This window comes from Streptomyces sp. NRRL WC-3626 (assembly GCF_000718785.1).
GTDB lineage: Bacteria > Actinomycetota > Actinomycetes > Streptomycetales > Streptomycetaceae > Streptomyces > Streptomyces edwardsiae.
The window spans coordinates 232,332-254,820 of the sequence record NZ_JOCA01000008.1 but is presented as its reverse complement, the minus strand read 5'-3'; the positions used below and the strand labels follow the sequence as shown (position 1 = coordinate 254,820).

Genomic DNA, 22,489 nt, shown 5'->3' with positions numbered 1-22,489 from the left:
CGTCGGCCCTACGTATGTGATCGCAGTCGGTGTCCTGCGATGCTGGTCCTGCTGCTCAAGGGCTGTCCCGGTGCGCGTGGTGTCCGAGTGGCCTCGGATGTTCAGCCGGGGGCAGCTCGCGGCCGGTGTCGCTCGCTGCTCAGGGCTCGACGCCGCAGCAATGAGCGATCGCCTTGAGGCGTTCGAGTTCTCGTCGCGCTGCCGTGGGGTGGGCGAGGTCGAGGGCCATGCCGGCGCGGGCCGTGATGTAGAGGATGTCCCGGCGGGTGGCGGTGTCCAGGTCGGGGGCGGCACGGAGGCGACGGCCCGTGACGCTCAGGTAGATCGCGATGCTGTCGAGTTCCTCACGCAGGTGTACGGGGAGTACCCCGCGCAGGTCGTCCTTGGCGTAGTCGCGTGCCTGCCGGTCCGCCGTACAGGGGTCGGGCGGGAGCGGAGCCCAGGGGAGGCCGGCTTCCTGCGTGTCGTCGTACATCTCCGCCACCAGGGCGCGTGCGAACGCGGGATCGTCTGCGGCGGCTGCCTCGCGGGCCGCGTCCAAGGTGGAGCGCAGTCGTGCGCGGACCTCGGGGTCCTCGCCTGTCCGTGCGTTCAGATAGCCGGACCAGACGTCGAACGCCTTGCTCAGCTCGGCGTCCAGCATGATCTGGTACACGTCCGGCACTCTGTCGCCCCTCCGTCGGGATCGTCCGTCCCGGCATGGACGGCAGCAGCGGTCAGAGTAGGACGAGCATGGGGTCGGGCGCCTGTGTATTACCGGGCGGCCGGAACGACGTTCAGCGGCGAGCGTCACGCGCTGCTTGATGTACAGCCGGGTGTCGTACGGGAGAGGGCGAGGGCGCGTCCCCGGTACGGGGGAAGCGGGCCGAACTGGCGCGAAAGCTACGGTGCGTGTCTTTAGAGTGAGCTGTGAGTGACGGCCGGGTGTGTGCGGGTGAGGTGAGGGCGCCGGTGACTACGACTCATGGTGATGGCGAGACGGGGATTCTGCGGTGTTTCGGGCAGATGTTGAGGCTGCTGCGGACCAGCAGGGGGCTGACTCGGGCGGAGTTGGGTGCGAGGCTGAGTTACGGCGAGGACATGGTCACCTCGGTGGAGTTGGGGCGGCGCATTCCCAAGCCGGAGTTCATCGAGCGGGCGGATGCGGTGCTGGAGGCCGGCGGGCTGCTTACGGTGTTGAAGGAGGAGGTGGCTCGGGCTCGGTACCCGGCATTTTTCCGGGATGCGGCGCAGTTGGAGGCGGAGGCCGTAGAGCTGCACGTGTACGCCAACCAGGCCGTTCCGGGCCTGTTGCAGGTCGAGGAATACGCGCGGGTGGTGTTCGAGATGTGGCGTCCTCTTCTGGACGAGGAGACCGTGAACCAGCGCGTTGCCGCCCGGCTCGCTCGTCAGGAGATGTTCTCCCGCAGGCCCATGCCGACGATCAGCTTCGTCATCGAGGAGAGCACCCTGCGTCGGCCGCTGGGAGGGAGCGCGGTGATGCGGGCGCAGCTGGAGCAGATCTACCTCTACGGTCAACAGCGCAACGTCGAGATCCAGGTCATGCCGACCAATCGACTCCAACATGCGGGGATGGGTGGGCCGTTCACCTTGATGGAGACGAGCAAGGGGCAGAGGATCGCCTATGTCGAGGTGAACGAGCACAGTCACCTCTACAGTGAGCGGCCGGTGGTCCGGGGGTACGAGGAGCGGTACGGCATCCTGCGAGCGCAGGGGCTCACGCCCTCGGAGTCGCTGGCCTTCGTTCAGAAGCTGTTGGGAGATCTATGAACACGGAAGACACAAGCCTCCAGTCTCGCCCGGAACTGAGCTGGTTCACGAGTAGCTACAGCAGCGGCGCTGGCGGCGAGTGCGTTGAGGTTGCTGTGGAGGCCGCTGCTGTGCACGTGCGTGACTCGAAGCGGGCGACCCAAGGCGGGCCTGAGCTGAAGGTGAGCTCTGGGGCTTGGTCGGCCCTGCTCGACGCGATGTGAGTTGGTCGCTCCACGGTCGCGTGCCTCGTGAGGTCGGCGCTTCTCCTGCGAAGCGCCGACCTGCGCTATCGCGAGCGGTACTCAGCCCTTACGGCTCCCAGTCGGAGTCCAGCGCCCAGCGGCGATCTCCTTGTCCAATCGAGCTTGGAAGTGCGCGTGCGCGGCACGCATTTCGGTCTCGCGATCGGCTTTGTAGAAGGGGGCGGTGTAGCCAGCCGGAGGTGTGATGGTCTCCGGGGCTTCTAGGTGAGCCAACAGGTTGATGTAGTCCTGTTTGGTTTGACGATGCCCGAAGGCGTACGGATCTGCTGCGATCCTTCTTCCGCTATTGTCGAAGTACATTTGCTTCTCTCGGTCTGAGAGGATCGGATAGCGGGACCGGTAAATGGCAACGAGTTCGTCAGCAGAAATTCCGAACATGACGGCAGTAAGGCTGTCTAGCTCGACGAGAGCAGCACGTCTTTCACATTCGTTGCGGAGAGGGGTGCTCGGACTCCACTCCTCGCTGATGGTGCTTGCGAGAGGTTGGATGTTAGCCCAGTCTGCGTAAGCCCACTCTTCCCTTTCTTGCCAATTCGAACTATATAGCTCGTTCCAGAGAGGGGCGTAGGGTCGCGTCAGGCAGTTGAGGCGCAGTGTGCGGAGAGTGAGAGCTTGAATTAGAGGATGCTCAAGATGTACTGTCGGCATCTTTTCGGCATCAGTGGTCTGGAAATTAGAACGTCCGGCAAGTCGCAGAAGATAGTCCATGGGTAGCGATGCCCATAGTCCCGCTTGTGCGACAGTTCGACGATTTTCCGGCCATGCAACACAGAAGATGCTGTCGTTGTGCGTTGGGCCGGGTGGAATTAGTGTCGCAAAGAGACTCCTTTCGGTGCTCTTTGCGTCGATCATCCTCCTCCAAGCTAGTCGGAAATGGTCCGTGGGGTGGGTATGACAGCTAGCTGCCACCCATGTTTCTTGCTCTTGGACGAAGTCTTCATGCTTACCGCTTCGTGCGAACAGCGTGTTCGGGATAGCGTTCTCGTCGAGAGTGTCAAGTTCCCATGGTGACCAATCCTTGGAGTTGCGCATCGGCATATTAGGTTGCTTGGCGAAAGGTGTTGAGGTTGAGATATGTGACCCCTGCAGGATTGCATCTTGCCACTGCGTGGGGTGATGCAAGAGGTCGTGGAGGATGCCTTTCTGTTTCGCTGCGTTCGCGTCATGGCCACGACTGAACCACGGCGCGGTAGCTTTGATTCTGGCCGGTGCCGCAGAGAGCGCTGAAATGGCCCCTTGCTCGGCAGTTGTGATTGGGTACCGCATGGGAGTTTGTGCGATTGGGATATCGTTGCGCCCGTCCAGGTCTCTCCAGTCTGAAAGTTGCGCTTCTGTGACGCGGACTTTTCGAGCTGCGTGTGGGCGTAGATCCCAGGCTCCCTCGTATTTTTGTCCTGGAATTGGGCCGGATCCGTCATGTTTCAAGGAGGCTGGAAGGACTTGAGCGCCGTAGAGCTGACTGATATTTACGAAGTCGATGACTCCCTTTTGTCCGTACACGTGAATGCCGAACTCAAGCGTCCGACCTGCTTCGAATGCCCAGTTTCCAGCATTCACGAATCCTGCATGAAGGAGGAGTCTCCGGTATGACTCCTCGCGAATGGGGCCTTCTGATCCACCATCAAAGTGACTGTCCTGGTGGATGAGTGCAGAAATTCCTGGTAGGTTCTGATTCTTCCAAACTGTGCACATGAAGACGCGATAGAGATTCGGTCGGGTTCCGTTTGAGAGAGGATATGTGACTGCGGAGCTAACGAAGGTGCCGATTCCGGTATTTTCTGCCAGTTCGCCAAGGTAGTAATCTGCCTCGCCATCCAGCATCTGAGTCTTGCGAAGCTTCCGCTCTTCGGATGGCGGCTTCACCGTAAGCGCGAACCAGGGATCAACTTCTGCAAGGACGGCATCCTCATGCCAATCAGGCCTTACCCAGGGCGGATTTCCCACCTGCAAGTCATATCCACCCGCGGCGAAGACTTGTCCGAACTCCAACTCCCAATGAAAGAACCCCTGCCGCTCAGCCACATCCCGCGCAACCCCCGCCCACGGATACCGTGACTCCAGCGACGTGAAGCGCTCCATGCCCATCCACTCGGGCAACTCGTCCTCGTGCCGCTCGATTTCGTCGAGCGTGTTGAAGTGGGCCCCCAAGGAATCCGCAGCCACATCCTGCGTGCCCAGCAGCGACTCGGCGAAGTCCAGCCAGTCCTCCAGCGAGGCCAGCGCAATCACCGGGCGTCGCTCGCCTCGGATCTGCTCCTTACGGCTGCCGCCCCGCGTGCCCTTCGACTTGATCTCGACGACCTCAACTGTGCCGAGCAGGTCCTCCCGCTCATACGTCTCCCGCGCAGGCGCCCCCGCCTGCCCCGGAACCGAAGCCGCAGCCGCCGACACAGTCCACCCCGCCGACTGCGCAGCCACCTCCGCCGCCCGCACGTACGCCTCATGCGACCCGTCCAGCAGCGCAGCCTCCTGCACGGGCCAGAACCACAGCGCACACCACGCATCCATCAGCGTCTTCAGCCGCCAGTACGGCGTATCAACGGCCTCCAGGTCCGCCTTGACCTTCTCCCGCGGCACCGCCACCTCGGGCGACCGCAGCCACCCCTCCTCCGCGCCCCACACATCCACCCGCCGCGAAATCTCCCGCTCGGAGATCTCCAGCCGCCGCACGACCAGCCCCCACAGATACTCAGCCCGCCGAGCCAGCCCCTGCAACCGCTTCGTCTGCGCAGCGCTCGGCGACTTCGTGATCGCCTTCCGCCAAGCCCCCAGCGTCTTCGCCTCCGCCGGCGCCAGCGCCTTCGCCTCCTTCTCGGCCGCGACCGCGCCCCACTCCTTCGCCGGAAGCAAGAAGTGATGCACCGCCCCCTCAGGCAGCGCCACCCCCGCCACCGCCTCCGACAACGGGAACCGCTCCGGGGTCGCCCCCAGCCAGCCGCCCTTCTTCAACCGCTCAGCCGAGTACACCTCCCGACGCCCACCGATCAACGAGTTGCCCCGCCGCAGGTGCAGCCCGAACCACGGCGCTTCCATCCCCGGATGCATCGTGTTGAGCCACAGCGACACCTCCGCCAGCTCCACCGCCGTGTTGTTGAGGTCGACGCCGTAGGAGTTGTGCAGCGCGATGTACGCCTTGGCCTTCTGCAACTCGACCGCGTACTTCTCGGTGTCGATGGCGACACCCAACTCGTCCTGCCGCCGCCGCAGATACTCCGCCGCGACCTGATTGATCGCCTCGTTCAAGAACGCACCCGAGCCGAGCGCCGGCTCGCAGATCTTCCACTCAAGGAGTTCACGGGCCTCGGTCACCGTGTCGTCCTGGTCGAGCCGGTGCTGCAACGCCAGCTGCACGGTGACCCGCGTCAGCGACTCCGGCGTGTAGTACGAGGCCGACGTCTGCCGGTCACGCCCGGATAGCCGGTACACGAACGAGCCCGCCGCATGTCGAACCCGCCGCTCCTCACCCGTGTCCTCGTCCTTCTGCCGGACGAACACCTCGTCCGGGTACTCGTCGGCCTTGGCCGCCGGGACGAGCCACGAACCGTCCTTCGGGTCCCCGTGCTTGGCGACCTCGTACAGCTCCTCACCGGCGACGAAACCGGAGTACGACATCAGTCCCTCGTACACGGCCCCGAGCTGGTTGATCCCGAGCTGCGCGTACGAGATGAAGCCGCCGCGCTCCCGCTTCTTGCCGCGCGTGAGCATCAGCAGTCGCAGCACCCGGTACAGCGTCTCGTTGCGCAGCCGGGTGTCGATGAACCGCTCCCCGCCCTCGAGACCGGTCTCACCCTCGACCCGCGGGTCCGGCACCGCACGCGCCCCGATCAGCCGGATCGCCTCCGGCTCGAACAGCTTGGAGTGCAACGGCTCGAACCGCAGCCCCACGTCCTCCGACGCCTTCTCGTCCACCATCCCGTGCGTACGGCGCGGCCGGTACCCCTCCTGCACCTTGCTGAACAGCAGATCCAGCGACTCGTACAGGTAGAACCCCTTGCGGGACTTCTCGTCGACGAGATCCCGCTCGGCGATCAACTCGCCCAACCGGCCGAGGCCGTACCCCAGCTGGTACTCGGGGTAGTCCGACGGCAGGATGCCCAGCTCCGGGCGGGCCTCCGCGTACAGCAGGAACAGAATCCGGTACAGGTACCGCAGCGACTCCCGCGTCAACTGCCGTCCCAGTTCGGGCAGTTCCTTGACCTCTTCCGGCCGGACACCGCCCTCTCGCACCCGGTCAAGGACCTCGTTGGCGATCAGCTCGACGCTCAGCCGCAGCCCGTCCCGCAGCTCGCTCGACACACCCACCGCATGCTTCGTCGACTTGTCGACCAGCGTGGCGAGCGGGTTCTCGCCGCCCTCCTCCGGCGTACGCAGCGAGTCCGCGCCGAACAGCGCGGCCACGGTGTCGAGTTCGCCGCCCGCCTTGGTGTCGTTGCGCTCCAGGGACGCGTCCAGCGACACCGCGAGGTACCGGCCCTCGCCCCACGCCGCCCGGTCCGCGAGCACCACGACACCGCCGACCAGCAGCAGCACATAGCGCGGCGCGTCCTCGCACGCGAATAGGAACGAGGCGAGCTTGGACCCGGTGGCCACCGTGTGCTGACCGTCCAGGCGCAGCTCGTCCAGCAACCGCCCGGCCCCGTCCGGGTCCAGCGCGTCATCGGGCTCGGCCGACCACCCGCAGTCCAGCGCGACCAGATCCTTCTCCGCGTGCGCGACTGTCACCTCGTACGACTGATCCGCACGCACGACGGTGAGCGTGCCCGGCTTCGCGTCGAAGCCGAGCGCCCGCAGCACCTCCCCGTTGAGCGCGCGCACGCGATCACGCCACTCGGGCGCGTCGTACGTCACGGCGTCCTCACCCGTCGCCGCCCGCTCCTCGTCCATCGTGAAGTACGACCGAGCGGCGAAGTACGTGCGGCGCAGCGCCCGCAGGCCCGCGCGCGGGGTGACCGGAAGGGCGCCCTCGGGTCGCTCGGCACCGGCGGCGTCCTCCTCGCGCTGCTTCCACTCGGCGAGCAGACCGGACTTGAGGTCCTTGGGCAGGACCTCGGCGAGGTAGTGCGCGGAGAAGTAGTCGCCGCGGTTGACCAGGGAGTCGAACGTCATCGTGAGCAACCTCTGGGTGTGTCGGTCAGGCGGCGGTGTGGGCCGGGGCGAGGACGGCGAGGACGCGGAGCATCGGCCGGCCGGTGGTGAGGAGGGAGTCCGCCAGCGAGGTGAGCCGGTCGCGCGTGGCGGTGGGCGCGGAACCGCCGCCCGCCGCCGGCGTCGGCTGCTCCCACGCGCCCAACCGGGTCTTGTACTCCTCGATGGGCGCCCGCAGCGGCTCGTCCCACGCCTCGCGGTGCTGCTCCAGGAACGCCTCCGCCCGGTCCAGCACGCCGGGGATCGCCTCGGCGAGACGGCCCGTGTCGTGGTCGGCGTCCGGGTTCGCCATCGTCGGGCCGACCTGGGCGCGGCGCAGCACCGCCACCATGTCGTCGTCGACCTCGCCGTCCGTGGTGACCGCCATCCACTTCACGACGGTCGGCCGGCCGAGCGCGTTGGAGTAGATGCCCTGTACGAGATAGGTGGGCCGGGAGACGTCCGCCGTCAGCACCGGTGCCTCCTGCCGGTCGAGGCGGACCAGGACCTTGTCCGTGAGCCACTCCATGACCGGGTGCAGATCGGTCAGCAGGGAGATGTCCGGCCAGCTCGACGTCGCCGAGGCGCGGGCGCGCGTCAGGCTGCTGTCGGCGAGACGCCGGTTGAAGGTGACCTTCAGCCGGTCGCGCAGGCCCTGCTCACGGACGTACTCGGGCGGCAGCGCCTTGAGCCGGTGCACCAGGTCGGAGGGCGGCTCGAAGGAGAGCAGTCCGTTCTCGGCGTCGATGGACAGGTCGAGGCGTTCGTGGGCGTCCGGGTAGACCTCGCGCAGCGCCTCGTCGAGGAACTCGCGCGTGGAGCCGAACAGCCGGGGCACGTCCGCGCGCGGCACCGCCCCGGAGCCGTCCCCGCTGTCGGCGTCCTCCTCCAGCTCCTCGTTCACGGGGTTGAAGAAGTCGGCGAGGAAGTCGCCCACCGCTTCGTCGCCACCACCGGAACTACGGTCGGCGTCCAGGGACTCGTCGACATCACGGCCCCGCAACAGATCCTGGATGAGGGACTTCTCCTCCGCCTCCGCCCGGTACAGCCCGGACACCGCCTCCGCCGTACCCAGCGACCTGTGCGCCTCGGCCTCCCGCTCCAGCAGGCGCTCGGAGACCAGGGTGTCGTCCTTGGCGCCGTCGACCGCACTCGTGAGGATCAGCGCGCGGAACTGCGGCTGGTGCGGCTGCCCGTAGCGGTCGATGCGGCCGTTGCGCTGCTCGATGCGGATCAGCGACCAGGGCACGTCGTAGTGGACCAACTGGTGGCACTGGCGGTGCAGGTTGACGCCCTCGGACGCCACATCGCCGGTGAACAGGATGCGTACCGGGGTGTCCTGGAGGCCGAAGTCCTCCACGCACTGCATCTGCTGCTCGTCCGACAGCCCGCCGTGCATGACCCGGGCGGCCTGCTCGGCGGCCTTCCCCTTGAAGCCGAGCGCCGCCGGCACCGTCCGCGTCAGCCACTCCAGCGTCTGCACCCGCTCGGAGAACACCACGACCCGGGTGTCCGACTTCGGCCCCACCCCGATCTCCCGCAACTGCTCGACCAGTGCCCCGAACTTGCCCGAGTCCGCCTCCGTCATCCCCGACGCCAGCTCGAGCAGCCGGTGCAGGGCCGCCCGCTCGGCGGCCGTCGCCTCCGGGTCGTCCTTCTTCTCCAGTGTCTTGATGCGCGTGGTGACCGTGGCCTTCAGCGCCGTGTGCGAGGAGAGGAAGGACTTCAGCAGTGTGTACGGGAACAGCGGCACGTCGCTGACCGACTTCGACCCGTCGGACGGCAGCCACACCGCCGCCAGTTCCTCGAAGACCTTCTCCTCGGCCGGAGTCGCCGTCACCCGCACCGACTGCGACGGGCCCCGGTCCGCCCACTGCCCCTTCATCTGCTCCCGCACCTCGGGACTGACCTTCGTACGGCGGATGAACAGGTGCTTGATGTCGTCCGCGCGGTAGTGCTCCGGGTCGCGGATCGCGGCCGGGTCGAGCAGGGAGATCAGCTCGGCGAAGGAACGCGCGTCACCGTTGTGCGGGGTCGCCGACGCCAGCAGCAGGGCGTCGGTGTGCGGGGCCAGCGTGCGGGCCAACTGGTTGCGCAGGGAACCCTTGTTGATGAGATTGTGCGACTCGTCGATGACGACCGCGTCCCAGTTGATGCGCTCCAGATGATGCTTGTACTGGTCGGTGTTCTTCAGCGTGTCGATGGAGACGATGACCCGCTTGAAGTACGTGAACGGGTTGCGGCCCGCCGGGATCTCCCGCTGGATCCGCTCGATGCCCACCGAGTCCAGCCGCACCAGCGGGATCGCGAACCGCGTCCACAACTCGTGCTGGAACTGCTCCAGGACGTGCTGCGGGGTGACGACGAGGATCCGCTCGCCCCGGCCCCGGCGGATCAGCTCGGCCAGCGTGAGGCCGATCTCCAGGGTCTTGCCGAGCCCGACCACGTCCGCGATGAGCAGGCGCGGGCGCAGGTTGCGACCCGACAGGGCGAGTTGGGCGGGGCGCTGCTGGTAGGGAAGGGCGTCCAGGAGGAAGGAGTCCGCGAGCGCCAGGCCCCGCTCAGCCTGCGGCAGCGGCGTCTTGCGCAGCACCGCCTCCAGGAACAGGCGCGAGCGGCGGAAGTTGGGGGAGTCGTCCCGTACCAGGCGGGTCAGCTTCGGGTCGAGCAGTTCGATCCGGTCCAGGCCGGTGAAGAACACCGCCTCCTGGTCCCGCACGAAGTCCGACGCGCCGACCGCCTCGATCCGGGCCCCGTCGTGCTCCGTCCGCGTGGCGTTGCGCACGAGCCACACCTCGTCCCGTACGAGGATCTGGGCGCCCGGCGGGTACTGGGCGTCCTCGCCGCTCGTCGCGGGCGCGGTGCTCACATCGGCGGTCACGCGGGTGCCTCCTGGGCGATCAAGTTGTTGGGGCGGGTGGCTGTGCCGGTGGGCACAGCCCGAACGGCGGGGCATGAGGCCGGGGGGAGCGGACGCGGGGTCCGTCCCGGCCGGGCGGCGGCCGGTGTCAGAACGGGGCCTTCGCCGCGTACACGGACCGCAGGCGCTCCGCCGTCCTGCGGGCCTGGACGGAGTGCCGCAGCGTCGGCGTCCCCTCCCGGCGCCGCCCGGCGTCCGTGGGCGGGCGGCGGCCGGGCGCCGGCTGTTCACCGCGGGAGCCGTCGGGACGAGTTCGCGGATCGGCGGGCGCGAGGCCGGGAGCCTGGGGGGCGGGGGAGTCGTCCGGCGTGGGGCCCGTGGGGGCCGGGCCGGTCCCGGCCGGCGTCGCCGGGTGCGGCGGCGGGGCGTCGGCCGGTGTCTCCAGCTCGGCCGGGCTGATCTCCGTGCCCCGGGCGTCGGGCGCGGGGGCGGGCCAGGTCACGGTGGGGACGCTGTCGGCGGGGGCGGCGGGCCGGTGCCGGCGCTGCTCGGCCGTGTGCGCGGTGAGCTTGCGGCGGGCCTGGGCGATCTTCATGCCCTGTGCCTCGATCACCGACCGGCACCGCTGCACCACCTCGGTCAGCGACGGCCGGGCCCCGGCGTCGTGGGCGAGCATGCCGGTCAGCAGCGGCAGCAGTTCCTGCGGGACGCCGGACAGGTCCGGAGCCGTATCGGGGTCCGTGACCAGGTGGAACACCATGTACGGTGTGGCCGCGTCATGCGGGTAGTGACCCGTCACCGCGAACAGCAGCAGCGCACCCAGCGCGTACACGTCCACCGCCGCCGTCAGCGGCTTCACGCCCGCGGCCTGCTCCGGGGCCATGCAGATCGGGGTGCCGACGACCTGGTGGGGAAGGGTGAGGGAGATCGTGGACTCGGTGAACGCGGCCAGGCCGAAGTCGATGATCTTCGGGCCGTTCGGGCCCAGCAGGACGTTGGCCGGCTTGAGGTCACGGTGCAGCAGGCCCTGGGCGTGCACCCCGGACAGCGCCTCGGCGAGGATCGCGCCGAGCGCCGCCGTGAGGACGGACGGGAGCGGTCCGTGCGTCTTGACGTGCCCGGCGAGGTCGGGGCCGTCCACGTACTCCGTGGCCAGCCACGGTCGCTCCGCCTCCGCGTCGGCGCCCAGGAAGGCCGCGATGCGGGCGCCCCAGATCGTCTTGAGCGCCTCGATCTCCTGCGCGAACCGCTGCCGGGACTCCGAGTCCACGACCGACGGCTTGATCACCTTCACCGCCGCGGGCTCACCACCGAGCGACTCACCCAGGTAGACCTGGCCCATGCCGCCTTGACCGATCCGGCCGAGGAGCTCGAAGTCGCCCAGCGCGAGAGGGTCCTCGGGGTTCAGGGGCGTGATCTGCACGGTGTCCTCGGCATTCGGTCCTGGCGCGCGCCTGATCAGCCGCGATGCGCACCTGGAGACACGGTAGTGGATGGGGGCGCGGTCAGGTACGGGGGTTGCGGAATGGAGATATCAACCTCTATGCGTGAAGAGGGTGTGGAGGGTGCGCGCGATGACGGCGCGCGATGACGGTGCGCGCGAGGGGCGTGCGTCGTCATGTCGTGCGCGGCAGCAACTCAGGGGGCGACGGCGGGGGAGTGCACCGGGAGGACCGCTCCGGTGGTGCCGGCCGCGGGCCGCGGTGCTCACCGTCCGCTGTCCGGCGCGGTGTCGAAGGCCGCGAGGCCGTGGTCGTCGGAGGAGTTGACCTGGACGACGAGGCCACCGGAGGCGAGCAGCCGGTCGGGGTGGTTCTTCTGGTAGGCGGTGGGAAGCCTGCTGGTCTCGGTCACGGTGCCGTCGGCCAGCGAGCGGCGCCGTACGGTGAACAGCCAGTCGCCGAGTTCCTCGGTGTCCTCGCCCTCCACGGCGTACAGCGAGTCGCCCTGGATGCGCAGCGGGTCGAGTTCGAGGACCTCCTCCCGCGGGGCGGTGTGCCAGCGGACCTTTCCCGTGCCGAGGTCGATCGCCGCCAGCCCCCGGGCGGTACCGCCCGGGCCCGACTGCGCCTCCATCACCAGCACGTTCCGCCCGACGAGGGTCCCGGAGCGCCGCAGGGTGCCGAAGGACTGCTCGACCGGCAGGTCGAGCGGCTTCCCGCCCGCGGATCCGAGGATGCTCAGGTACACGTCACCGGAAGGGTCGGCGTAGCGGGCCACGAGGGGCTCGGCCGCCACGACCTCCACGGGCGAGGCCCCGCTCCGTTCGACCTCGTGGGTGGCTCGGGCCCTGCCGGTGGCGATGTCGAGTTCGACGACGCGTCTGGTGTCGATGTCCTCCCGGTCGCACGTGTCGGACACGGCGATCGTGCGCACGCCGGGGACCACGTCGTCCACTTCGCAGTCCCCCCGGGTCCAGGGGTACGTCCAGACCGTCCTGCCGGTGGCCCGGTCGAGCCCGAGGACACCCCTCTCGCCGGACACCACCATCACGTCGCCGGAGACCGAGGCGACGTGCCGCGGGGCCTCACCGACCCGCCGGTGCCACAGCAGTCTGCCGGTGCCGGAGTCCAGGGCCGCGGCGACGTCACAGGCGGCGGGCGAGGTGTAGGCCCTGCCGTACCGGACGAGTCCCACGCCGCCGCTGGTCGCCGTCCCGGCGTCCGAGGCCCCGCAGGGAACGAGGCCCTTGGCCGGCGGCGGGACGGTCCACTCGGAGGTTCCGGTGCGCGGGGCGAAGCCCCGGACGCCGGAGCCGTCGACGCGTACCAGTGCCTTGGGTGTCAGCCAGGCGCCCATGACCTCCGAGTCGACCTCAAAGACCCCCGGCTGCGCGGTCCACGCGACCCGGCGGTCGCCCTTCGCGGTGACGTCGGGGAGCGGGTCGGCACCGTCGGCGGCGGGAGCGATGCCGGGTCCCTTGCCGGTCGAGCCGTCCGTGTCCCGCTTCTCCCCGGCCAGGTCCGGCAGGTAGACGACGCCCGCGACGGCCAGCGCGACGACGGCCGCCGCGGCGGTGAGCGCCCGGTAACGGCGCCGCGCACGTGACCGCGCCCCCGCGGCCGTCCCCGGATCCGGGCGGGAGCCGGCGACGGCCGGGGCCGGGAGCGCGGGCGGCGCGATGCGGTACGACGTGGGCTCCTCGGCCGTACGGGCGGAAACCGGAGCGGTGCCGACGGGTACCCGCGACTGCGCGGCACGGGCGGCGCCGATCACCTCGCGCGGGGTGGGCCGCAGCGCGGGATCCTTGGCCAGGCAGCGCCGTACGAGCGCGGTCAGCTCCTCGGGCAGGCCGTCGAGTTCGGGTTCCTCGTACACGGTCCGGTACGCCAGCACGGCCGGCGGGCCCTCGCCGAAGGGATCACGCCCGGTCGCCGCGAACAGCAGTACGCCGCCGAGGGCGAAGACGTCACCCGCAGGACCGACCGGCTCCTCCGCGACGATCTGCTCCGGCGGCGCGTAGCCGAAGGTGCCCAGCGCGTGACCCGTGCCCGTCAGCTCCTCCGAGTCCACCGCCCTGGCGATGCCGAAGTCGATCACGCGGGGACCGTCGTCGGCCAGCAGGACGTTGGACGGTTTGAGGTCGCGGTGCACGATGCCCGCCGCGTGGATGACGATGAGCGCCTCGCCGAGCGCGGCGGCGAGCGAGCACAACCGCTCCACGGGCAGCGGTCCGTCGCGGCGCACGGCGGCGCTCAGCGAGGGGCCGGGGACGTACTGCGTGGCGAGCCACGGTGTCTCCGCGTCGGCGCCGGAGTCCACCAGCGGCACGGTGAAGAAGCTCAGCACCTTCCCCGCCGCCTCCACCTCGCGGCTGAAGCGCCTGCGGAACTCCGGGTCGGCCGTGAACTCCTCGTGGACCAGTTTGAGCGCGACCCGGTGGCCCTCGGCGTCCTCGGCGAGGAACACCCGGCCCATGCCGCCCTGTCCGAGCAGGCCGAGGATCCGGTAACCGCCCATCCGCTCCGGGTCCTCCGGCGCCGGCGGGGTCGTCGTCCCCTCGCTCACGACCCGCTCCCCGAGGCCTTGAACATCATGATCCCCTTGGTCAGCAGGTTGTGTTCACCGGTCATCAGCGCGAGCCGGTCCCCGTACAGGCGGACGCCGTCGAACTCCGCGCGGTCCGGCAGCCGGGGGAGTTCCCCGGCCGCCGTCGGCGTGCCGTCGTCCAGCGCGTACCGGACCAGCGCGGTGGTTCCCGGCTCCGTCACGTGGACCACCAGGACTCCCCGGTCGTCGACGCCCGCGATCACCGGGGAGGAACCGTCGGGTGCCTGACGGTGCCAGCGGATCTTCCCGGTCCGGGAGTCGAGGGCCGCGACCCCGTCCATGCCGGTATGCCGGAGGCCGTCCTGCTGGGTGAGGGTGACGACGGTGTCGCGCCACCCGAAGAAGGCCGGGGTGAGCTGGAAACGGTTGCGGGTCCAGGCGCCGAGGGTGCCCTGGGGCTGGGTCTCGCGGAGCTGCGGACCCGGCTCCCCCTCGTCGCCGAACACCATCATGGGGCCCTCGGTGTCGCCGATCGGTCCCGGCAGGCTGACGACCGGGGGTTCGGCCGTCTCGACGCGCGCCACGGGGACGTCGTCCGGGACGGCGGAGGTCCAGCGGACCCGGCCGTCGGCGATGTTCACCGAACGGACCGTCGTGGGACGGGCGTCGAGCCGGGAGTCCTCTGTGACGGGACAGGTCAGCGCCTCGACGACGCTGGACTGCCCGACCGCCATCCCGTTGACCGCGCACTTGTCGCGGCTGCCCTCGTGCGACCAGGCGGGGGCGCCGTCGCGCAGGCGCCACGCGGTCACCAGGTCGCCGGTCATGACCACCACGCGGTCTCCGCCGATGTCCAGGACGTCCGAGTCGATGCCGGAGGTCGCGTACGGGTCGCCCGGCCGGCGGTGCTCCCACAGGGTGGTACCGGAGGCCAGGTCCACCGCGACGACGCGGTCGCAGCCGACGGTTCCGTTCCGCTCGCCGTCCTCGTCCGACGCGCCGAAGAGCACCGCGCCGATGCCGCCCGGTGCGGTGCGGGACGCGGCGCAGGGGACCATCCCCGGAGCCGGCGGCTTCAGCGTCCACAGGACCCGGCCCGTGTCGGGGGACAGTCCCTGGACGGAGCGGTGTCCGACACGGGCGAGTACACGGTCGGTGAGCCACGCCTCGACGGCGTAGTCGTTGCCCCGCTCCGTCGCCTTCTCGTACTCCGCCTCGTTCGCGTCGTAGCGGATGATCGTGTCCTGCCAGGTCCGCGACCAGACGCCCCGGGGAACGGCCGGGCCGAGGGCGCTGACCGGTTCGGCGAGCGCCGGGACCGAGGGCGACGGCCGGGCCGACGCCCGGTCGTTGGCACCGCCGCCGTCGGACGGGCTGTCCTCGCCGCGCAGCGCCAGGAGGCCCGCGGCCAGGGTGCCCGCGAGAAGTACGGCCAGGACGCCGGCGGCGAGCGGGAGCCGGCGGCCGCCGAGGCGCCGACGGGCACGGGGGGACGCGGGCGCGGAAACGGGAGAGGGACGGGGCGGCCGGACCGGTTCCGGTGCCGGTGCCGGCGAGGACGGCGACGGTCCCGGGCCCAGCGGCACCGTCGGGGCCGGACCGGGCCCCGGTAACGAGGCGGAGCCGTCGAGCGCGCCCCTGATCCGGTGCGGAGCGGGCCGCCGCGCCGGATCCTTGGCGAGGCAGGAGACCAGCAGCGGCAGCAGCGCGGCGGGCACCCCGTCGAGGTCCGCCTCCCCGGTCAGCGTCCGGTGGCCGATCCGGTGCGCGGGCCCGCCGCCGAACGGGGGTCTGCCGGTCGCCGCGTACGCGAGCACCGCGCCCAGCGCGAACACGTCGGCGGCCGGACCCGCGCCGTCACCCGTCAGCTGTTCGGGTGCCATGAAGCCGGCCGAGCCGACCATGAGACCGGTCGCCGTCAGCCGCGTCCCGTCCACGGCACGCGCGATGCCCAGGTCGATCACCTGGGCACCCCGGTCAGGGTGCAGCAGCACGTTGGACGGCTTCAGATCACGGTGCACCAGGCCCGCGGAGTGGATGTCCGTCAGCGCGCCGGCCAGCGCACGGCCGAGCTCCCGCAGCCGGTCCTCCGGCAGCGGGCCGCGGGAGCGGATCTCGTCGGCGAGTGTCGGACCGGGTACGAAGACCGTCGCCAGCCAGGGCCGGGGGGCCTCGGTGTCGGCGTCGACCAGGGACACGACGAAGGGGCTGTCGACCTTGCGGGCGGCCGCCACCTCGCGCCGGAACCGCGCCCGGAAGCCGGGGTCGTGGGCGTACCTGGCGCGTACGACCTTCAACGCCACCGGGGGGCCGTCGCCCGGGTCCGTCCTCCGGGCGAGGTGGACCTCCCCCATCCCTCCTTCACCGAGCGGCCGTTCCAGGACGTACGGCCCGACACGGCGTGGCGTGGCGTCGTCCCCGCTACGCCGCTCCCTCTCTCCCTCACGCACGGCTCAGGCTCCCCCCGTCGCTCGTCGACGGGTGATCGTAGTCGCTTCCGCGTCGTCCGGGGAGGTGCGGAATCCCGCCGGTACGGGGCGTACGGCGCCGCGACCGCCGCGACCGCCGCGACCGCCGGTTCCGCGGGCCTGTCGGGGTCTCAGGACCGCACGGGGCCACGGTCGCCCGTCGCGTGGCCGACGACGCGCTCGCGGGCAGAACCGCGTGGCCGACCGGCGCCGGACCCTGCCCCTCTCCGCCCGCGGGCGGCCGGACACACCGAGGCCCTCCGCGCCCGGTGCACGGACACGGAGGGCCTCGGCGGGCCCGCCGGACGGCTCAGGGGGCCGCGTTGGTGGCGGGCACCTCGTCGTGCTCGGGGCCGGTGACGGCCTCGCCCTCACCCTCGCCCTCGTCGAGCCCGACGTCCTTCGTCTCCTTGCCCAGCAGCAGTGCGACCAGGGTCAGCAGGGCCATCGAGGAGAGGTAGACGCCGACCAGCCACGGGGAGCCGTCGCCGGCCTCCCACAGGGCCACCGCTATGAACGGGGCGACGGCCGCGCCGAGGATCGAGCTGACGTTGTACGAGATCCCGGAGCCCGTGTACCGCACGCTCGTCGGGAAGAGCTCCGGGAGCAGCGCGCCCATCGGCCCGAACGTCATGCCCATCAGCGTGAAGCCGAGCATCAGCCACAGCACCACACCCAGCGTGCCCAGGCCGATCAACGGCACCCACACCAGCCCGAACACCAGGATGCCCGCGGTGACCAGGATCAGCGTGAGGCGCCGGCCGTACCTGTCGGCGAGCGGGCCGGAGACCAGCGTGAACACGGCGAAGAACAGCACACCGAAGATCATCATCAGGACGAAGGTCGTGTAGTCGTACCCCAGGCCGGGCACGGCGGCGTCCTCGGCCGTACGGCCGTAGCTCAGCGAGAACGTGGTCATCAGGTAGAAGAGGACATACGTCGCCAGCATGAAGAACGTGCCGAGGACCAGTTGCTTCCAGTGACCGCGCAGAACGGTGGCGAGCGGCAGCTTCCGCACCAGGCCGGCCTCCCGGGTCCGGGCGAACACCGGCGCCTCCACCAGGCGCATCCGCACCCACAGGCCGATCGCGACCATCACGGCGGAGAACAGGAACGGCACCCGCCAGCCCCAGCTCAGGAAGGCGTCCGAGGGCTGGGACGGGTCGGCGCCCGCCGACGACGGCAGCAGCGCGCCGATGATCAGGAACAGCCCGTTGCCGATGATGAAGCCGAGCGGGGCACCCAGCTGCGGGAACGTGCCGTAGAGGGCGCGTTTGCCCTTCGGGGCGTTCTCGGTCGCGACCAGGGCCGCGCCGCTCCACTCGCCGCCGAGCGCGAAGCCCTGCGCGAGCCGCATCAGCACCAGCAGCGCGGTGGCGACCCAGCCGGCCTGCGCGTACGTGGGCAGTACGCCGATGAGGAAGGTGGCGATGCCCATCGTGAGGAGCGAGGCCACCAGGGTGCCCTTGCGGCCGAGCCGGTCGCCGAGGTGTCCGAAGACCACGGCGCCGATCGGGCGGGCGACCATCGCGGCCCCGAACACCGCGAACGAGGAGAGCAGCGCCGTCGTCGGGTCGCTGTTCGGGAAGAAGAGGGAGGGGAAGACCAGGACGGCGGCGGTCGCGTAGATGTAGAAGTCGTAGAACTCGATCGTCGTGCCGATGAGGCTCGCGACGAGGACGCGGGACCGGGAGTTGACGAGGGCCGGGCTGGTGGATGATGCGGGCATTTCACGGTCTTTCCAGGTAGAACGGTTGCCCAACGATCCCAGACATCTCATTTATCAGGAATGGCGTACCAGAGTGTGAGACGTCGGGGTGTCCCGCGGGCCGGCGTGGCAAGAGGGTGTCGGCGGGTGACCGCAAGTTGCCACCTCCGCCGGTCCGGCCGGGTGCCGGCGGCTGGCAGGCTTCGGACGGCGGCGACGCGTGGGCGCGCCGGTGAGCGGCCGAGGTTTCCCGGGGGGCCCGATGACGACGCGCGACATCCGTGAGCCGCACCGGGACACCGTGGACGACGGCGAAGCCCCGGCGGCGAGCGTCGCGATCGCCGCGCTGGCCGAAGGGGACTCGCCTCGGCTGGGCGGCCTGGACATGGTCCATGTCCGGTCGCTCGCCGACCGCGTGGACGCGATGCCGCCCCTGCTGGTCCGCAGGGCGGGCATGCGGGTGATCGACGGGCACCACCGGCTGGCCGCGGCACGGTCGCGCGGCCTGGACCGGGTGCCCGTGCGGTGGTTCGAGGGTTCCGACGACGAGGCGTTCGTGGCCGCCGTACGTCTGAACTCCTCGCACGGACTGCCCCTGGCGCCGCACGAGCGCGCCGCCGCCGCGCGCCGTCTGCTCGACTCGTGTCCGGAGCGGTCCGACCGGTGGGTGGCCTCGGTGTGCGGGGTCGCGCCGCGCACCGTCGCCGCACTGCGCGCGCGCAGCGCGCCGGAGGGGGAGACCGCCGGCCACCGCGTCGGCCGGGACGGGCGGCGTCGTCCGCTCTCCGCCCGGGAGGGACGGGAGCGGGCGCGGGAGATCATGACGCAGGAGCCGCAGGCGAGCCTGCGGGCCGTGGCCCGCCGCGCGGGGATCTCCGTCGGGACGGCCCTCGACGTGCGCCGCCGGCTCGCGGCGGAGCCCGAGGAGACTCCGGCCGCCGCGCCGGCCGACTTCCTGCGGCCCCGGCTGGAACAGCTGTTGCGGGATCCGTCGCTGCGGTACAACGACCAGGGGCGCACCCTGCTGCGTCTGGTGACGTCGACCCTGGCCTTCATGGAACGGCCCGACTCCGCCGCGCAGGCGGCCGCGAGCCAGTCCCGGGAGGCGCTCCAGTTGGTGGCCCGTGCCTGCGCGGAGGGCTGGCAGCGCTTCGGCGCGCAGGTCGCCGACGGCGAGCCCGGTCAGGACGGTCCGGGCGTCGCCGTGTGACGGGCGGGAGCGGGCGCTACGCCCTGGGCGCCACGTCCACGCACGGCGACGCGCCGCCGGGTGGCCCGGCGGCGCGATGTCGGGTGCGGATCAGGAGCAGGTCCGGCTGGTGTAGGAGGCGACGCGGGTCGCGGCGCCCTCCGAGAACGCGTACCGTCCGGCGGAGTTGCGGACCATCGTGATGTGGTGCGTCTTCCCGAGGTAGGTGTCCACCTGGCCGTCCCCGGTCTGGTCGCGCAGCTTGTCGCCCGCCCTGCTGAACGTCTTCTTCCCGACGATACCGTCGGCCCCCAGGCCATGGTCGTACTGCCAGGTGTAGGTGGCCGCGTGGGTGGTGCTGCCGAAGACCCCGTCGACCTCGGAGGTGGACAGGTAGCCGTCGGCGTACAGGACCTTCTGCCACAGGCAGGTGGCGTTGGAGTACGTCCCCGGGTAGCCCTGGGCCAGGGTGCCTTCGTCGTCCCAGTCGTCCGCGAAGGCGCCGGAGCCCGAGACGTATCCGTCGTTGATGTTGGCCGAGGCGGACGTGGCCACGCAGATGTCGAGGCCGAGGGCCGTCACGGCGGCCAGGGCCACGGGGAGGGTCTTGCGCAGGGCGCGGTTGAGGAACATGGGTTCTCCCGGTGCAGAGAAGAAGGGACGGGTGACTGCTCGCGGCGAGCACTCCGGTGACGGTGCGTCGGCCGGCGGGCCGCCTCCAGGAGTCTGCTCCCTCGCGGCCGTCGTGAGGCCGCTCGTCCGCGGCAGGAGGGTGCAGGCCGGTGGCCGCATCCTGCCAGTTCACACGCCGTCCGGCGGTGTTCAGCGCACCGGTTTGCCGTCGGGCCGCCCACGCCTATGGTGAGCCCGCCCTTCGGGCCCCGGGCCCGTACGGAATCCAACGACCGAGGAGATCGGCATGGTCAGGAGAGCTCTGTACTCCCTGCTTGCTTGTGTCATGCTCATGATAGGAATGGTGGGCACCGGCGTCACCGCCGGCACCGCGCACGCGGTCGCCTGCCGGACCTGGTCCAACCTGCCCCTGGAGCCGGGCGAGTCCAACGAGGACGTCAGACAGCTGCAGATCCGCGTCGCCGGCTGGGTGACCTCCGGCGAACGCCTGTCGTACGACGGCGTCTACGGGGACCGCACGGAAGCGGCCGTCCGCAAGTTCCAGGCGGCCTACAACCTGGACGTGGACGGCGTCGCCGGAACCCAGACGATCACCAAGATCAACCAGCTGTCGGACAGCGACTGCACGCCCATCCACTTCTCCTACGCCGAGCTCAACCGGTGCAACTCCACCTGGGCGGGCGGGGCCGTCAGCGCGGCCACCGCCAAGGCCAACGCGCTGAAGACCATGTGGAAGCTGGAGGCCATCCGGCACAAGCTGGGCGACACCTCCATGACCGTCTCCAGCGGCTTCCGGTCCGACGCCTGCCAGCCGCCGGACAGCGCGCCGTCCAGCCGCCACCGCTACGGTGACGCCGCCGACCTCACCGGCACCCTCGCCCGGCGCTGCTCCTACGCGGTGCAGGGCAAGAGCGCCGGCTTCTCGGAGATCCTCGGCCAGGGCTACGCCGGTCACAACGACCACACGCACCTGGCCCACGACCCGTCACCGTTCTGGAGCGCCCCGGGCTGCTCCAACTTCTGACGGTTCCCGCCGAACCCCGGGCCCGGCGTCGCGGTGACGGCGCCGGGCCCGGTCCGTCCCGTGCGCGCACCCGCCTGCCGGGCCCGTCCCGTCCCGTGTCGCGTCCGCCTGGACGAACCCGGCGGTACGGCCAACAGCTCTCCACGGAAAGGCACTCGACCCATGCTGTCTCCCACCAGACGGTGGTTCCTCGGCGCCGGCGCCCTGATCTCCGCCGGTCTCACCGGCTGCGGCGCGAACGAGCCGTCGCCCCGCCGGCGGACGCTCACCGCCCTCGTCCCCGACGACGGCGGTGTCAGGGTCATCGAGGCGGCTGCCGAGCGCTACAGCCGCTCCTCCGGCACCTCGGTGCGGCTGCGCCGGGTGCCGCCCGACGCCTACGAGGCCGAACTGGGCGCCGCGCTGGACGGTGACGCCGGCGGCCCCGACCTCGTCTTCCACTGGGGGAGCGGATCCATCCGCACCGCCGCGGAGGAGTACCGGGTGACCGACCTCCACGACCTCATGCTGGACCGTCCGGAACTCGGGCGGAGCTACCTCCCCGCGGCGCTGACGGGCGGTCACGTCAACGAGCGTCCCTACGGCGTCCCCGTGCGCGGAACCCGGCCCGTGCTGCTCTTCTACGACAAGACGCTCTTCGCCGGCCTCGGGCTGCGCCCGCCCGCCGACTGGACCACGCTCCGCCGGGCCGCCGCACGCCTCACGAAGGCGGGTGTCACGCCGTTCGCGCTGGCCGGCGCGGATCCGTCGGCGGAGCTGATGTGGCTGGCGTATCTGGTGGAACGCCACGGCGGCCCCGAGGTGTTCGGCCGCATCCAGGCGGGTGACTACACCCAATGGGACCACCCGGCGGTGCTGCGGGCCGCGCGGGAGGTGAGGTCCCTGGCCGAAGACGGCGCCTTCGGCGACGACTTCGCGGACGCCTCCGCCACCGCGGGATCGGCCACCGCCCGGTTCGCCCGGGGGCGGGCGGCCATGCACCTGATGGACTCCCGCGAGCACGCGGCCCTCGTCGACCGCTTCCCCGCCTTCGCCCGCGGACAGTTGGGCTGGCTCCCCTTCCCGGCCGTCGAGGGCGGCAAGGGCGACCCGAAGAACCTGATCGGCACCCCGGCCGGCTATCTGTCGGCCGGCGACCTCACCAGCGGCCGGGGTGAAGTCCTGGACTTCCTCGAGGAGTTCTCCACCCCGGAGCACACCGACGCCCTGCTGGCGGCCGGTGAGGTCCCCGTCACGGTCGCCGCCGCCCGTCGGCTCGGCGCCTCACCCCACCCGGAGTTCACCCGGTTCCAGTACGAACTGGTCCGCGACGCCCCGGTGTTCACACTGAACTGGGAGCAGGCCGTCCACCCGGTCTGGCGCGCGGCCCTGCGCGGCGAGGTCGCGGACCTCTTCGCGGGCCGGTCCACACCCCGCGGGTTCGTCCGTAACCTGCGGGAACGGCGTGTGGCGGCCGCGCAGCCCGGGTGACGGGCGGG

General features: G+C 70.7%; 13 protein-coding genes. 5 read left to right on the top strand and 8 right to left on the bottom strand.

Annotated elements, in window-relative coordinates; all coding sequences use genetic code 11:
* Positions 1-139: 139 nt before the first annotated feature.
* Positions 140-655, bottom strand: a complete 516-nt coding sequence (locus IF28_RS0115290) for a hypothetical protein (RefSeq protein WP_234325180.1) — start codon at positions 653-655, stop codon at positions 140-142.
* Between the two features lie 350 nt (positions 656-1,005).
* On the opposite strand from IF28_RS0115290, the gene IF28_RS0115285 reads away from it, so the two are divergent.
* Positions 1,006-1,770: a helix-turn-helix domain-containing protein gene (locus IF28_RS0115285; RefSeq protein WP_234325195.1), complete on the top strand. Its 765-nt coding sequence runs from the start codon at positions 1,006-1,008 to the stop codon at positions 1,768-1,770.
* On the top strand, positions 1,767-1,973 hold the full coding sequence (locus IF28_RS0115280) for a DUF397 domain-containing protein (protein WP_030219561.1): 207 nt from the start codon (positions 1,767-1,769) through the stop codon (positions 1,971-1,973). Before IF28_RS0115285 ends, IF28_RS0115280 begins: the two co-directional genes overlap by 4 nt.
* A gap of 81 nt (positions 1,974-2,054) precedes the next feature.
* On the opposite strand, the gene IF28_RS0115275 is transcribed toward IF28_RS0115280, so the two are convergent.
* The 6 genes from IF28_RS0115275 to IF28_RS0115250 all read right to left on the bottom strand — a co-directional run bounded on the left by IF28_RS0115275 (position 2,055) and on the right by IF28_RS0115250 (position 18,186).
* Positions 2,055-7,121 carry a hypothetical protein gene (locus tag IF28_RS0115275; protein ID WP_030219560.1) on the bottom strand — a complete coding sequence of 1,689 codons (5,067 nt, stop codon included), beginning with the start codon at positions 7,119-7,121 and terminating at the stop codon, positions 2,055-2,057.
* Between the two features lie 25 nt (positions 7,122-7,146).
* Positions 7,147-10,020 (bottom strand): DEAD/DEAH box helicase, encoded by a 2,874-nt coding sequence (locus IF28_RS0115270; RefSeq protein WP_030219559.1) that lies wholly within the window; start codon positions 10,018-10,020, stop codon positions 7,147-7,149.
* A gap of 127 nt (positions 10,021-10,147) precedes the next feature.
* Positions 10,148-11,422 carry a serine/threonine-protein kinase gene (locus IF28_RS0115265; RefSeq protein ID WP_030219558.1) on the bottom strand — a complete coding sequence of 425 codons (1,275 nt, stop codon included), beginning with the start codon at positions 11,420-11,422 and terminating at the stop codon, positions 10,148-10,150.
* A 284-nt stretch (positions 11,423-11,706) separates the two neighbouring features.
* On the bottom strand, positions 11,707-14,007 hold the full coding sequence (locus IF28_RS37795) for a protein kinase domain-containing protein (RefSeq protein ID WP_078621180.1): 2,301 nt from the start codon (positions 14,005-14,007) through the stop codon (positions 11,707-11,709).
* Entirely contained in the window at positions 14,004-16,439 is a 2,436-nt protein-coding gene (locus IF28_RS39195; protein WP_267883061.1) for a protein kinase domain-containing protein, read from the bottom strand. The genes IF28_RS37795 and IF28_RS39195 overlap by 4 nt, the downstream gene beginning before the upstream one ends.
* 328 nt (positions 16,440-16,767) lie before the next feature.
* Entirely contained in the window at positions 16,768-18,186 is a 1,419-nt protein-coding gene (locus IF28_RS0115250; RefSeq protein WP_037893277.1) for an MFS transporter, read from the bottom strand.
* Positions 18,187-18,427: 241 nt separating this feature from the next.
* Between IF28_RS0115250 and IF28_RS36385 the strand changes: the two genes are divergently transcribed.
* Positions 18,428-19,375, top strand: coding sequence for a ParB/RepB/Spo0J family partition protein (locus tag IF28_RS36385; protein WP_051713756.1), 948 nt, complete (start codon positions 18,428-18,430; stop codon positions 19,373-19,375).
* 90 nt (positions 19,376-19,465) lie between these two features.
* Here IF28_RS36385 and IF28_RS0115240 read toward each other — a convergent pair whose 3' ends face one another.
* The gene (locus IF28_RS0115240; protein WP_030219542.1) at positions 19,466-19,987 is read right to left on the bottom strand and encodes a peptidoglycan-binding domain-containing protein; all 522 of its coding nucleotides are present in this window, start codon (positions 19,985-19,987) and stop codon (positions 19,466-19,468) included.
* 286 nt (positions 19,988-20,273) lie between these two features.
* On the opposite strand from IF28_RS0115240, the gene IF28_RS0115235 reads away from it, so the two are divergent.
* Positions 20,274-21,011, top strand: coding sequence for a D-Ala-D-Ala carboxypeptidase family metallohydrolase (locus IF28_RS0115235; RefSeq protein WP_030219539.1), 738 nt, complete (start codon positions 20,274-20,276; stop codon positions 21,009-21,011).
* A gap of 162 nt (positions 21,012-21,173) precedes the next feature.
* Positions 21,174-22,481, top strand: coding sequence for an ABC transporter substrate-binding protein (locus IF28_RS0115230; protein WP_030219532.1), 1,308 nt, complete (start codon positions 21,174-21,176; stop codon positions 22,479-22,481).
* The last annotated feature ends 8 nt before the right edge of the window (positions 22,482-22,489 follow it).

What these genes read in the sequence shown, in the direction of transcription:
- IF28_RS0115275 (WP_030219560.1), bottom strand. Translation starts at nt 7,121, where the DNA reads ATGACGTTCGACTCCCTGGTCAACCGCGGCGACTACTTCTCCGCGCAC.
- IF28_RS0115250 (WP_037893277.1), bottom strand. Translation starts at nt 18,186, where the DNA reads ATGCCCGCATCATCCACCAGCCCGGCCCTCGTCAACTCCCGGTCCCGC.
- IF28_RS0115235 (WP_030219539.1), top strand. Translation starts at nt 20,274, where the DNA reads ATGGTCAGGAGAGCTCTGTACTCCCTGCTTGCTTGTGTCATGCTCATG.
- IF28_RS0115230 (WP_030219532.1), top strand. Translation starts at nt 21,174, where the DNA reads ATGCTGTCTCCCACCAGACGGTGGTTCCTCGGCGCCGGCGCCCTGATC.
- IF28_RS0115280 (WP_030219561.1), top strand. Translation starts at nt 1,767, where the DNA reads ATGAACACGGAAGACACAAGCCTCCAGTCTCGCCCGGAACTGAGCTGG.
- IF28_RS36385 (WP_051713756.1), top strand. Translation starts at nt 18,428, where the DNA reads ATGACGACGCGCGACATCCGTGAGCCGCACCGGGACACCGTGGACGAC.
- IF28_RS0115285 (WP_234325195.1), top strand. Translation starts at nt 1,006, where the DNA reads ATGTTGAGGCTGCTGCGGACCAGCAGGGGGCTGACTCGGGCGGAGTTG.
- IF28_RS0115240 (WP_030219542.1), bottom strand. Translation starts at nt 19,987, where the DNA reads ATGTTCCTCAACCGCGCCCTGCGCAAGACCCTCCCCGTGGCCCTGGCC.